The sequence below is a fragment of the Serratia sp. AR11 genome (genome assembly GCF_056376275.1).
This window is the reverse complement of sequence record NZ_CM150739.1, coordinates 5,114,428-5,127,929: the sequence shown is the minus strand read 5'-3', so window position 1 is coordinate 5,127,929 and position 13,502 is coordinate 5,114,428. Positions and strand designations below refer to the sequence as shown.

Genomic DNA, 13,502 nt, shown 5'->3' with positions numbered 1-13,502 from the left:
ACATGAGTAAGCCCATCGTATTTAGCGGCGCGCAACCGTCCGGTGAACTGACCATTGGCAACTACATGGGTGCACTGCGTCAGTGGGAAAAAATGCAGGATGATTACGACTGCATCTACTGCATCGTTGACCTGCATGCGATCACCGTACGTCAGGATGCAGAAAAATTGCGTAAAGCCACGCTCGATACGCTGGCGCTGTATCTGGCCTGTGGTATCGATCCGCAAAAAAGCACCATCTTCGTGCAGTCGCACGTACCGGAACACACGCAGCTGAGCTGGGTGTTGAACTGCTACACCTATTTCGGCGAACTGAGCCGCATGACCCAGTTCAAGGACAAATCCACTCGTTATGCAGAGAACATCAACGCCGGCCTGTTCAGCTACCCGGTATTGATGGCGGCGGATATCCTGCTGTACCAGACCAACCAGGTGCCGGTCGGCGAAGACCAGAAACAGCATCTGGAGTTGAGCCGTGACATCGGTCAGCGTTTCAACGCGCTGTACGGTGACGTGTTCAAAGTGCCTGAGCCGTTTATTCCCAAGTCCGGCGCCCGCGTGATGTCGCTGCAAGAGCCGACCAAGAAGATGTCCAAGTCGGACGATAACCGCAATAACGTGATCGGCCTGCTGGAAGATCCGAAAGCGGTAGCTAAAAAGATCAAACGCGCGATGACCGACTCGGAAGAGCCGCCAGTGGTGCGTTATGACGTGGTGAACAAGGCGGGGGTATCCAACCTGTTGGATATTCTCTCCGGCGTGACCGGCAAGAGCATCCCTCAGTTGGAAGCCGAGTTTGAAGGGCAGATGTACGGCCACCTGAAAGGCGCCGTCGCTGACGCGGTCTCCGGCATGCTGGGTGAGCTGCAGGAGCGCTATCATCGTTTCCGTAATGACGAGGCCCTGCTGCAGCAAGTGATGCGTGATGGCGCTGCCAAGGCCCGTGCACGCGCTCAGGAAACGCTGGCGAAGGTTTACCAGGCGGTGGGCTTTGTTTCCCCGCAGTGAAGCTCCGAGCAAAAAGAAAAGCGGCCACCGGCCGCTTTTTTTACGTCTGTATCAGGCCATTTGCGCCAGTGGTTGCGACGGCTCCTGGCTTGAGAACCAGTTCAGCTTGCTGCGCAGGCTGACTACGCTGCCGACGATGATTAAACTTGGGCTGGCAGCCTGTAAGGCCAGCGTCCCCAGTTGGCTCAATTCACCTTCGATGACCCGCTGGCGGCAGGAAGTGCCGTTTTCTACCAACGCCACCGGCGTAGCGGCAGGCATGCCGTGGGCGATCAGTTGGCGTTGGATGTCCGCCGCCTGCGTCAGGCCCATGTAAAACACCAGAGTTTGTTGCCCGGCGGCCAGCGTTGACCAGTCCAATCCGCCGTCACTCTTGGCGTGGCCGGTCACCAGCCGCACGCTCTGGGCGTGGTCGCGATGGGTGAGGGGAATGCCGCTGTAGGCCGAACAACCGGAGGCGGCGGTAATGCCCGGTACCACCGAGAACGGAATATTGGCGTCGGCCAGGGTTTCCAGCTCTTCACCGCCGCGGCCGAAGATAAAGGGATCGCCGCCTTTCAGCCGCACCACGCGTTTACCGAGCTGCGCCTGCTGCAGCAAAATTTGATTGATCTGCTCCTGCGGCACGCAATGGTGGCCCGCACGTTTGCCGACAAAAATGCGTTCGGCATCGCGGCGCACCAGCGTCATGACTTCATCAGACACCAGCCGGTCGTAAACCACCACGTCGGCCTGCTGGATTTGCTGCAGGCCTTTCAGCGTCAGCAACCCGGCATCGCCCGGCCCGGCCCCCACCAGCACCACTTCGCCGCACTCTTGCGGTTGATGGCTAAACAGTTGCTCAATTTGCCGCTCCGCCAGCGCTACGTCATTATTGGCCAGTGATTGTGCCAGCCGATCGTGGGCAAACAGCTTTTCCCAAAAACGGCGGCGTGAGCCGATGTCGCTGAAGTGTTTTTTCACCCGCTGACGCAGTGAACCGCCCAACTGTGCCAACTTGCCAAGATGTTGGGGCAGTACGGCTTCCAGCTTTTCGCGCAGCAGTCGTGCCAGCACCGGGGCTTTACCGCCGGAGGACACTGCGACCATAATCGGCGAGCGATCGATAATCGACGGCATGATAAAGCTGGCGCGTTTCGGATCGTCGACCACGTTGCAAAATACCCGCTGCTGGTTGGCACATTGGTACACCAGCGCATTGACCTCGACCTTGTCGGTAGCGGCGATCACCAGCCATTTTTCCGCCAGTAACTCTGCGCTGAATTCACCGGCCGCCAGCGTGAGGCGGCCAAGAGCTGCCCATTCGTGGAACTGTGGGGTGAAGCTACAGGCGTTGACGGTCAGAGCCGCACCGGCGTCCAGCAGCAGGCGAGCCTTGCGCTCGGCAATCTCGCCGCCACCGACCAGCAGGCAAGCTTTGTGTTGCAGTTGGCAGAAAATCGGCAGGTAATCCATCGGCAATCCTCGGGGCAATCAGCAGTGGGGCGCAAGGCGCCCCGGAATATTATGCAGTCTGGCGAGCTACGGCTTTATCAGCCTGTGGCCGTTCGGCGCGCGGGGTGGCGTACCAATAACCCAGCCCCATCAACACGGCACCGGACAGGATATTGCCCAGCGTCACCCACAGCAGATTATGGCCGATCCCGCTCAGGGTATAGGCTTCGCTGTGATTACCGAACCAGGACAGGGCAAACAGCGTCATGTTGGCGACCGAGTGTTCATAACCGGAGGCGATAAAGGCCAGCAGACACCACCAGATGGCGATGAATTTGGCGGCACCCTCAACGCGGATAGCCATCCAAATCGCCAGGCAAACCAGCCAGTTACACAGCACTCCCTTGAAGAACAGCACTTCTGCCGGTGCAGTGGTTTTCGCCAGTGCCACGCTATGTACCAGACTGGTGTCCACCGGCAACAGGCTGCCGCCGCCGTAATAATACATCAGCGCCACCAGCACCGAGCCCAACAGGTTACCCAGCCAGGTTTGCGGCAATACGGCCCACATCTGGCCCTGCGTAATGGTGCCGGCTTTGACGCCCAGCGTCAGGAACATGGTATGACCGGTGAACAACTCCGACCCGGCAATGATCACCAACGTCAGCGCGATGCCGAAGGTGGCACCCATCACCAGCGGGCGAAGTGATGGATCGACCAGGTTGCCGAGGGTGAAGATTAAAATGATGCCGAGGCCGACGTAGGCTCCGGCCATCGCCGAGCTGATCCAAAAGCCCAGCGGGCTGTGCTTTGCCAGCCTGACGATGCGCGCCGCGTTGGCGGCACATTTGTTGATGGTATCGGTGAACATGCTGCTTCCCCTGAGGTTAAATAAAAATATCAGGCCGCGACCTGCACCATGCCGTCCACAACCCGGCTGGTGAAATGCGCGACGCAGCGGCTGTCATCTTCCAGACAGTAGCCGTCGTGCAGGCGGAAATGCTGTTTTTTTAGCGGGCTGGCGACCCACAGCTCACCCTGATGTTCGGCAATCAGCCCACGTGACAACACGCTGGCCTGGGCGAAGGGATCAATATTGCTGATGGCAAACACCTGCTCGTCGGCAAAGGGGCGGAAAATCGCCACCTGTTGGTCGCCGACCAGGGCACACACGCCGGTGCCAGGCAGAATATCGGTGATGGCGCAAAGGGTTGTCCACTGGCTCATACGTTGTTCTCCTCGGCTTCAAGCAGGGTGACGGGAATGCGTTCATCCGGACGTGCCGGACGGTGCTGTTCGCGCTCGGTGACCACCTGGACGTTAGGATCGCGCAGGTTGCTGTTGATAAAGTGGGCGAAGCGCACCTGGGTTTCAGGGTGCTCCAGGGTTTCTTTCCACTCGCAGACAACCGCATCGCGCAGGCGGGCGATCTCGGCTTCCAGTTGGTCGTTGATCCCCAGTTTGTCGTCAATAATCACCTTACGCAGGTAATCGATACCGCCTTCCAGGCTTTCCAGCCATACCGAGGTGCGCTGCAGTTTATCGGCGGTGCGGATATAGAACATCATAAAGCGATCGAGGTAGTGCTCCAGCGTCTCGCGGTCGAGATCGGCTGCCAGCAGGTCGGCATGGCGTGGTTTCATCCCGCCGTTACCGCATACGTACAGGTTCCAGCCGTTTTCGGTTGCGATAATACCGACGTCTTTGCCCTGAGCTTCGGAGCATTCACGGGTACAGCCGGAAACGCCAAACTTCATTTTGTGCGGGGTGCGAATGCCCTTGTAGCGATGTTCCAGTTTGACGCCAAAACCGACGCTGTCACCGACACCAAAGCGGCACCAGGTGCTGCCGACGCAGGTTTTTGACATGCGCAGCGCCTTGGCGTAGGCGTGGCCGGTTTCAAAACCGGCGGCAATCAGTTTGCTCCAGATGGCCGGCAGATCGTCTTTCTGTGCGCCGAACATGCCGATGCGCTGGGAGCCGGTCAGCTTGGTGTAAAGGTTATATTCCTTGGCGATCTGGCCAACCACCATCAACCCTTCCGGGGTAATTTCGCCGCCGGGGGAGCGTGGGATCACCGAGTAGGTGCCGTCTTTCTGGATATTGCCGAGGAAGTTGTCGTTGGTGTCCTGCAGCGCCGTGTGTTGCGGCTTGAGAATGTACTCATTCCAGCACGAGGCCAGCAGCGAGCCGACGGTCGGTTTACAGACTTCGCAACCGTAGCCCTTGCCGTATTTGGCCAGCAGTTCGTCGAAGGATTTGATGCCTTCGACGCGGATCAGGTGGTACAGCTCCTGGCGTGAATAAGCGAAGTGTTCGCACAGGTGGTGGTTCACCTCAATGCCCTGTTTGCTCAATTCGGCGTTCAGCACCTGGGTGAGCAGGGGAATACAGCCGCCGCAGCCGGTACCGGCCTTGGTTTCTGACTTGAGCGCGGCCACGGTATGGCAACCCATGCTGACCGCTTTGATGATATCGCCTTTACTGACGTCGAAGCAGGAACAGATTTGCGCGCTTTCCGGCAGTGAATCGACGCCGATGGCCGGTTTGCTGCCTGCATGCGCCGGCAGGATCAGGCCGTCCGGATTTTCCGGCAGTTCGATAGCATTCAGTGCCAGCTGCAGCAGGTTGCCGTAGTCGCTGGTGTCGCCCACCAGTACTGCGCCCAGCAGGGTTTTGTTGTCGGCGCTGACCACGATGCGTTTATAAACTTCTTTGCTCTCGTCCAGATAGACGTAGCTGCGTGCGCCTTCGGTGCGGCCGTGAGCATCACCGATACCGCCGACGTCGACGCCCAGCAGTTTCAGCTTGGCGCTCATGTCGGCACCCATGAAGGTATTTTCACGACCCAGCAGATGGTCGGCGGTAACCTGCGCCATTTTATAGCCTGGGGCTACCAGTCCGAAGGTGCGCTCACGCCATGAGGCGCATTCGCCGATGGCGTAAACGTCAGGATCGGAGGTCTGGCAACTGTCGTTAATCACGATGCCGCCGCGGCGGGCTGTGGCCAGACCGCACTGATGGGCCAACTTGTCCTGGGCGCGGATGCCGGTGGAGAAGACGATAAAGTCCACTTCCAGCGCGGTGCCGTCGGCAAACTGCATGGTTTTGCGCGCCTGTTCACCGCCGTTGACGATTTCCTGGGTATTTTTACCGGTATGGACTTTGACGCCCATGCGTTCAATCTTGCGGCGCAGTTGATCGCCGCCCATCGGGTCGAGCTGTTCGGCCATCAGTACCGGCGCAAACTCGATGACGTGAGTTTCAACACCGAGGCTTTTCAGCGCACCGGCGGCTTCCAGCCCCAACAGGCCACCGCCGACCACCGCACCGCGTTTGCTGCGGCGCGCGCAGGCTTCGATGGCGTTCAGATCTTCAATGGTGCGGTAGACGAAACAGTCCTGACTTTCGGAGCCTTTAATCGGTGGGATCCACGGATAAGAACCGGTGGCCATGATCAGTTTGTCGTAGTAGACGGTGCGGCCGGTATTGGAGTGAATGACTTTCTCGCTGCGGTTAATGGTGATGGCGCGTTCACCAACCAAAACCTTCACGCCCTGCTTCTCGTAAAAGCCTTCACGTACCAGTGAAAGTTCTTCGGCGGTGTGGTGGGAGAAATAAGAAGAAAGGTGTACGCGATCGTAGGCGATGCGCGGTTCTTCGCAAAATACGGTGATATCGAATTGGTCTTTGTCTGCTTTTTCCAACAGATCTTCGATAAACCGGTGGCCGACCATGCCATTGCCGATGACAGCGAGTTTGACTCTGCTCATTATTGCCTCAAAATTCTGGTTTCCTAGCGTTACCTTATTCCTCCCTGTGGGCAATTTATTGATGCAAATCAAGCGCCCCTCCATATACCTCTAATGTGGTATATGAATGATTTTTATCGTTATTTGATAAGTTGCGGTTTTTATTCATCTTTAGCTGAAACGAGCCAGTTAATGCGAATTCTACCCATTCGGGAGTAATGGGTGGGGGTAATAAATTATTGGCGTCTTTGTCAGTAGGATGAGCTGCCAGTATGATGAATGAAACAGGCTGGAACAGCAGAGGTGAAGGGTGGCCAAGAGTCCATTGAAGTTTATCGATAACCTGCGTCTGAGCGGGCATGAAGGGCTGTGGCAATTGGCCATTGAGCAGGGGCGCATCGCCCATATCGTGCCGCAGCCGGAAGGGCGGGAATGGCGCAGCGACGTGCTGGATGCACAGGGCGGGCTGGCGCTGCCGGCGTTTGTCGAACCGCATATCCATCTGGATACCACCCAGACCGCCGGGCAACCGGCCTGGAACCAGTCAGGCACCCTGTTTGAAGGCATTGAGCGCTGGGCCGAGCGCAAGGCGCTTCTGACCCACGAGGACGTCAAACAGCGCGCCTGGCAGACGCTGAAATGGCAGATCGCCAACGGCGTACAGTACGTGCGTACGCACGTTGACGTTTCTGACCCGACCCTGACCGCGCTACGTGCGATGCTGGAAGTGAAACAGGAAGTCGCACCCTGGGTCACGCTGCAAATCGTCGCTTTTCCACAGGAAGGCATTATGTCTTATCCCAACGGCGAGGCGCTGTTGGAAGAGGCGCTGCGGCTGGGGGCCGATGTGGTAGGAGCCATTCCGCACTTTGAGTTTACGCGCGAGTACGGCGTGGAGTCCCTGCACAAGGCATTCGCCCTGGCGCAGAAATACGATCGGCTGGTGGATGTTCACTGTGATGAGATAGACGACGAACAGTCGCGCTTTGTCGAAACCGTGGCGGCGTTGGCGCTGAAGCTGGATATGGGCGCCAGGGTCACTGCCAGTCACACCACGGCGATGCATTCCTACAATGGGGCTTACACTTCACGGCTGTTCCGCCTGCTGAAAATGTCCGGCATCAACTTTGTCGCCAACCCCCTGGTCAATATTCACCTGCAGGGGCGCTTCGACAGCTACCCGAAACGGCGTGGCATCACCCGGGTGAAGGAGATGCTGGAGGCGGAAATTAACGTCTGCTTCGGCCATGATGATGTGTTCGATCCCTGGTACCCGCTGGGCACTGCCAATATGCTGCAGGTGCTGCATATGGGGCTGCACGTGTGCCAACTGATGGGATATGGCCAGATCGACGACGGGCTGAAACTGATTACCAGCCACAGTGCACGTACTCTGAACCTGACCGACTATGGTTTGAAGGCTGGCAACAGCGCCAATCTGGTGATATTACCGGCCGATAGCGGCTTTGATGCGGTGCGCCGACAGACGCCGGTGCGTTACTCGATACGTCAGGGCACGGTGATTGCCGAAACCCTGCCGGCAGAAACCACTCTGTATCTGGCGCAGGATGAGAAGGTGGATTTCCGGCGTTGAGAGCGGGCTGCCGACCAATTTTCTTTGGTTACCAATGCTCTATCACACATTGTTGTTAATCATTGCGCAATACATCTACATAGGCCTGATAGACGTAGCTTTTGCCTCTTAGCCGGCCTGTCGTTTCCATCAGGATCCCTGCATTTTCCAGCGCTTTGACGGCGGCGCTGGCAGTAGGGAAGGAGACGGCTAACTCCGCCTGAGCGCGTTCCACAGTCAATTTCGGCATGGTGGGTAATAACTCAAAAAGGCGCAGCGTTTGTAATGTACTTGATGTAGTCGCGAGAATTTTTTTCCTGTCAGTTGCGATCAACGAAGCTATCTGAATGATGCTTCGTTGTGCTTCCTCTGCCGCTATTTCAACCCCTTCAAGAAAGAAAGCCACCCACGACTCCCAGTCCCCATTGATCCTGATTTCAGATAAACAACGGTAGTACTCAGCCTGATGAGCTTTCAGATATCCTGACAGATACAATAATGGCTCAGGCAAAAGTTTCCATGTCTCAAGTAACATGGCGATCAGCAAACGACCTATACGGCCATTTCCATCAAGAAAAGGGTGAATGGTTTCGAACTGGGCGTGCACCAAAGCTATCCTCACTAGGGGGGGCAAGGTAGGTGCTTCATCGTGTATAAAAATCTCAAGATCTGCCAGTAAACGGGTGACATGCTCTGGTGGTGGTGGAACATACGCCGCATTACCTGGTCGCGTACCGCCAATCCAGTTCTGACTGGTTCGTACACTGCCTGGCTGCTTATTGGTACCCCGAATGCCATCCAGGAGAACTTTGTGGGCCTCTGTGAGTAAGCGGACCGATACAGGTAATCCCGTCGGAGAGAGTATCTGCTCGCGGACAAACCTGAATGCCTGCAGATACCGGGTGACTTCCTCGACATCATTCGCATTGGTTACAGACAATCCGGCTTCTTCATCAAAAACATCTGTCAGCGTCGCCTGAGTCCCTTCAAGCTGAGAGGTGAGTAATGCTTCTCGCCGTATTGCACTGTAGATGAGCCACTCCCCCGATGTCACCAGGCCAGCCATACCTGATAGTCTGGCCAACGCAAGTTCAGCTCGGGCATTGAGTTGTTGATAGGCTTGGGAATCAAGGACAGGAGCAGATGGCGGTAAAGGCACAGGCACAAAGGCATTAACGGTTTCATGATGACTCTGGGTTGTCATAAATCGGCCAGATGTGCGCTTCATTAAACTCTCCTTTAATAAGGCTGAACGTTATTAAACAACCCTTTAATAACACGAGCGCTCATTAAAAGTCTTTTTAATTAGTTGAGGTCATGATGACAACTGGCAAATCGCTTATGGGCCCGGACTCATTTTGTCCGCCAACACATATAAAAAATCCGGTGAGGGGGCTCACCGGATTTTGATCTCTTGGTAAAAGCGCGTGTTACATCGCGCTAGCAGATCAGTGGGTCACGTGACCGTGGCTGCGGTGCTTGGTTACGAAACCGAGCAGCAGACACATCACGAACACCGCCAGGTACAGACCATTGGCGGTAGTCAGCGCCGCGTGTGCGCCGCCTTTGGCTACGATAGGGCCGGTAACCACGAAGGTCAGCATGGTGCCGATGGTGCCGCAGGTCAGGATGAAGTTAACCAGTTTCGGTGAGGAAACCTTGGTCTGCAGCGAGCCCAGAGTGATCAGGGTGGTGTAGATCGCGCTGGAAACGAAGCCCAGAGCCATAATGTAGTAGCTCAGGTGTTCCGGGTTATCGGTGCTGACGAACAGGTACATCGCACCGGTCGCCAATGCGGCCAGGATAGTGACGATGCGCTGCAAATCGAAGAAGCGCAGGATAAAGCTGAATACCCACATGCCGATCATGTACGAGGTCCAGAAATCGCTCACCAGCTTACCGGCCTGGCTGATATCCATCCCGAACGACTTGGTGGCGTATTCCGGCACCCACTGAATGAAGCCAAGCTGGCCGAGGATGTAGCACAGTGCGGCGATCGACAGGAACAGCACGCCGATACCCCATTTCTCTTTCACTACCGGCTGGCCGGCGTCGGCGCCCTTGTTGCCCAGTACCGGGAACTCGGAGAACAGGGTCAGCACAAAGATACCTACATACAGCAGGCCGATGCAGGCGTACACCCAGTACCAGCCGATCTGACGCGCCAACAGCATCGCGGCGACAATCGGGAAGATCATCCCGGCCATGCTGAAGAAGGAGTCAGTGAACAGCAGGCGCGAACCGCGTTGGCGGCCGGCATACATATGGGTGATCAGGAAGGTGCCTATCGACATGGTGATACCGCTGACCACGCCAAGGATAAACATGCACAACGAGAACATGGTCAGGCTTTTACCGAGCATCAGCCCGGCAATAGCCAGTACCATCAGCACAAAGCCAAACATCAGTTGACGTTTAAGCGGGATAATTTCCATCAGCCAGGCATTGAGGAAGATCGAAATCAAAATACCGGCGTTAAGGAAGGTGAAAGTATTGCTCATGCTGGAAACCGGCAGATTAAAGTACTCTGCAATGTTCCCCATCACCATCCCTGTGACGATAACTAAAGCACCGGTCAGCGCGTAAGAAAAGTAGCTGATCCAGGTAAGCCGTAGACGGTTGCTGTCATTCATTATTTAGGCCTGATTAAGTCTATAAAGAGTTTAAAACTGGATTAAGGCCGCTGGCTTTTCCTGGCAAAAGCAGAAAAAAGTCCCGATCAGGCCACCAGGGAGCGGATCCTAGCACAGACAACGGGAGTTTTTGTGATGCCTATCTACTTTTTGATGCAATCAATGAGTAGTTCTGAAATATTTTTGTGATCTATTTGCTCGCCGTCACGATCGAGTCGCGGCTGATGACTATCGGCGCAAAGCTAACCGGTGGCGTGGCCGGGTCAATCAGCAGGCGTGCGGCATATTGCGCCATTTCGCTAATCGGGAAATGCACGCTGGTCAGCGCCGGGCGGACAAAGGGCGCGCGTTCGCCGCTGTCGTAACAGATCAGCGAGATATCTTGCGGCACCCGCAGGCGGTGTTCGTTGACGGCCAGCAGTGCGCCGATAGCCATTTCTTCATTGCAGCAATAGATGGCGGTGGGCAGGGTTTTCATTTTCAGCAGTTGATCGGCGCAGCGATAACCGCTCTCCAGATCGTAAAGCCCTTCGGCGCAGGCGACCGGCTTGATATGCGCTGCCTGCATGGCCTGTTCAAAACCCTGCAGCCGCAAGAGACTGGAAGGGCGGTCGCGCGGGCCGCTGATACAGGCGATGTGCCGGTGGCCGGCATCAATCAATTGTTGTGTTGCCATGCGGCTGGCGTACTGGTGATCGAAAGTGACGCAGTGCGCTTCCAGACCGGGCACCAGGCGATCGAGCAGCACAAAGCGGCGTTGCTCCGCGGCCAGTTGGCGCAATTGGTCATCGCTGAGGAAACGGACGTGCAGGATCACGCCATCGCAGCGCAGATTGAACAGCCGCTGGATCGCCTGCCATTCGTTTTCCGCACTGTTACGCCCCTGGGTCACCAGCAATTGCTTGCCGTGGGATTCGGCTTCGGTTTGCACAAAGTCCATCAGTGCGCCGAAGAAACCACCGCGATAGGAGGTAGTGACCAACCCCAGGGTATTGCTGTGGCTGGAGGCCAGCGCACGGGCGGCCGGGTTGGGTGTGTAGCCAAGTTGGGCCACCGCCTTTTCAACCTTCTCGCGGGTTTGCCCCTTAACGTTGGTATCGCCATTCACTACGCGTGACACGGTGGCGCGGGACACGCCCGCCAGGGCTGCGACATCTTCCAGTGTCACCATCATCCGACTCCTGATTACGACAAAAATGGGGCCGACTCAGCGACCCCTGTATACTAGGTATAGCAATGTATCAGCAACCGCGGTTGGCCCGACGGTTATTTAAACTGAGGCAAATAAGGCGCGTTCACCGCCAGCACTTCATCCAACAGCGGCTGCGCCACATTGGCATTGCCGACCAACGGGTTGGTGACCAACGCCAGCAGGCCACTGCGGCGATCGCCGTGCACTGCGGCTTCGATGGTCAGGCGCTCATAGGCTTTCACCTGTTGGGTCAGCGCGTGCATGGAATCCGGCAGCGTGCCGAAGGTCAGCGGATGAGCACCCTGAGCATCGACGATACAGTTGGTTTCTATCACCGCGTCGTCCGGTAAACCGCGAATAGCGCCACGGTTTGCGGTATTAACGACTAATTGCGTTCCGAGATTATTATGGATCGCACGAATTAGCTCCAGTGCCACTTCCGAATAATATGATCCACCGCGGAAACTTAACTGCTCCGGTTTGCTGTCGAGATGTGGATCGGCATACAGCTCAAACAGCTCTTTCTCCACCTTCATCACCTGCTCGGCGCGGGTACCGCGTTCGGCTGCTGCGGCAATTTCCTCGGCCAGCATTTCTTTGGTTTGGTAGAAATAGCGGTGATAGGGGCAAGGGATCGCCCCGACGGCGCGCAGGAAGTCCGGCTGCCAGGGTTCTTCCTTGATGTTGTTCATGGTCAGCGCGGCACCGTCGCACAACATGTCGATCACCTTGCCGGTGACGTCATGCCCGTTTTGCAGCACCTGATGTACCCACACCATGTGGTTCAGCCCGGCGAACTGCAATTGCACCTCTTGCGAAGGGACTTTCAGCATGTTGGCAATCATGTGATGCATGCTGATCGGCACATTGCACAGGCCGATGATTTTCGCTTTGGTGTAGCGGGAGACCGCTTCGGTGACGATGCCGGCTGGGTTGGTGAAGTTGATGATCCAGGCGTCAGGCGCCAGTTTTTCCACCCGGCGTGCAATATCCAGCATCACCGGAATGGTGCGCAATGCCTTGGCAAAACCGCCAACGCCGGTGGTTTCCTGGCCGATTAAATCGTATTTCAGCCCCAGGCGCTCGTCGGCGGCGCGTGCCGGCAACTGACCCACGCGGAACTGGGTCAGGACGAAATTGGCGTCGCGAATGGCCTCATCCAGTTCGAAATGCACGCTGACCTTCACCTGCTCCAGCCCATGGCGCGCCAGCATGCGTTCGGTCAGAGCGGCAATAATCTCGACCTTTTCACGGCCAGGCTCAACGTCAACCAGCGCCAGTTCGGTGACCGGCAGTTCTTCGATACGCTGGATCAAGCCATCGACCAATTCTGGCGTGTAGCTGCTGCCACCGCCGATGACGGCGATTTTTAACGATTTCATGCACGAATCTCCATTTTGGCCTGACGGCGGTAAAGCTCAATCATGTCATCCGCCAGATCCTGGATCACCATGGCGTTCATCAGATGGTCCTGGGCATGAACGGTAATCAGGTTGATGGTCAGTTTGCCGCAGCCTTCGTCCAGGCCGATCAGCTGGGTCTGGATCAGATGGGCCTTTTTTACCGACTGTTTGGATTCGGCCATGTGTTTGGCTGAAGCTTCAAAGTCGCCGGCACGCGCTTGTTGCAGCGCCATCAGCGCACTGCTGCGGGCGCCACCGGAGAACACCAGCAGCTCCATGATGGTGCTTTCAAAATCGGGGCTGATTTCAGTTTCAGTCATCAATTCACTCACATTATTTCTCCTGTATTGCACGGCGGTGGTGCCGGCGGACATTCATTATTCTTATCTTTGCGCCAAATGAGAGCGCTCTCATTTGTCTAGAGTAACGGGAATGGGAAATGAAACCGGGAGTTGTGTCGCAAAAAACGACCAAGGCGTAAAAAGGGCAAAAAATGCGTGATGCAGTT

Annotated in this window: 11 protein-coding genes; 2 read left to right on the top strand and 9 right to left on the bottom strand. The window is 56.5% G+C overall.

Annotated elements, in window-relative coordinates; all coding sequences use genetic code 11:
• Positions 1–2: 2 nt before the first annotated feature.
• Entirely contained in the window at positions 3–1,007 is a 1,005-nt protein-coding gene (trpS, locus tag ACSOSI_RS24260; RefSeq protein WP_012147276.1) for a tryptophan--tRNA ligase, read from the top strand.
• Between the two features lie 51 nt (positions 1,008–1,058).
• Here trpS and cysG read toward each other — a convergent pair whose 3' ends face one another.
• The 4 genes from cysG to nirB are packed head-to-tail and all read right to left on the bottom strand — an operon-like array spanning position 1,059 to position 6,214.
• Positions 1,059–2,462, bottom strand: a complete 1,404-nt coding sequence (cysG, locus tag ACSOSI_RS24255) for a siroheme synthase CysG (protein ID WP_261099998.1) — start codon at positions 2,460–2,462, stop codon at positions 1,059–1,061.
• A 49-nt stretch (positions 2,463–2,511) separates the two neighbouring features.
• Positions 2,512–3,312 carry a nitrite transporter NirC gene (gene nirC, locus ACSOSI_RS24250; protein WP_115183612.1) on the bottom strand — a complete coding sequence of 267 codons (801 nt, stop codon included), beginning with the start codon at positions 3,310–3,312 and terminating at the stop codon, positions 2,512–2,514.
• A 29-nt stretch (positions 3,313–3,341) separates the two neighbouring features.
• On the bottom strand, positions 3,342–3,668 hold the full coding sequence (nirD, locus tag ACSOSI_RS24245) for a nitrite reductase small subunit NirD (RefSeq protein ID WP_012147273.1): 327 nt from the start codon (positions 3,666–3,668) through the stop codon (positions 3,342–3,344).
• The gene (gene nirB / locus ACSOSI_RS24240; RefSeq protein ID WP_261422754.1) at positions 3,665–6,214 is read right to left on the bottom strand and encodes a nitrite reductase large subunit NirB; all 2,550 of its coding nucleotides are present in this window, start codon (positions 6,212–6,214) and stop codon (positions 3,665–3,667) included. The genes nirD and nirB overlap by 4 nt, the downstream gene beginning before the upstream one ends.
• 304 nt (positions 6,215–6,518) lie before the next feature.
• On the opposite strand from nirB, the gene ACSOSI_RS24235 reads away from it, so the two are divergent.
• Complete coding sequence (locus ACSOSI_RS24235; RefSeq protein ID WP_368461266.1) at positions 6,519–7,787, top strand: cytosine deaminase; 1,269 nt, start codon at positions 6,519–6,521, stop codon at positions 7,785–7,787.
• A 55-nt stretch (positions 7,788–7,842) separates the two neighbouring features.
• Here the strand turns inward: ACSOSI_RS24235 and ACSOSI_RS24230 are convergent, their stop codons facing one another.
• From ACSOSI_RS24230 to ACSOSI_RS24210, 5 genes are all read right to left on the bottom strand, one after another.
• A complete protein-coding gene (locus ACSOSI_RS24230) occupies positions 7,843–8,994 on the bottom strand; it encodes a Fic family protein (RefSeq protein ID WP_261422755.1) in 1,152 nt (383 codons plus the stop codon).
• Positions 8,995–9,214: 220 nt separating this feature from the next.
• Complete coding sequence (tsgA, locus tag ACSOSI_RS24225) at positions 9,215–10,399, bottom strand: MFS transporter TsgA (RefSeq protein ID WP_012147270.1); 1,185 nt, start codon at positions 10,397–10,399, stop codon at positions 9,215–9,217.
• A 190-nt stretch (positions 10,400–10,589) separates the two neighbouring features.
• Positions 10,590–11,570 (bottom strand): LacI family DNA-binding transcriptional regulator, encoded by a 981-nt coding sequence (locus tag ACSOSI_RS24220; protein WP_041419075.1) that lies wholly within the window; start codon positions 11,568–11,570, stop codon positions 10,590–10,592.
• 95 nt (positions 11,571–11,665) lie between these two features.
• Positions 11,666–12,973: a 6-phospho-beta-glucosidase gene (locus tag ACSOSI_RS24215; protein ID WP_012147268.1), complete on the bottom strand. Its 1,308-nt coding sequence runs from the start codon at positions 12,971–12,973 to the stop codon at positions 11,666–11,668.
• Positions 12,970–13,314, bottom strand: a complete 345-nt coding sequence (locus tag ACSOSI_RS24210; protein ID WP_037410805.1) for a PTS lactose/cellobiose transporter subunit IIA — start codon at positions 13,312–13,314, stop codon at positions 12,970–12,972. The genes ACSOSI_RS24215 and ACSOSI_RS24210 overlap by 4 nt, the downstream gene beginning before the upstream one ends.
• Positions 13,315–13,502 lie beyond the last annotated feature (188 nt).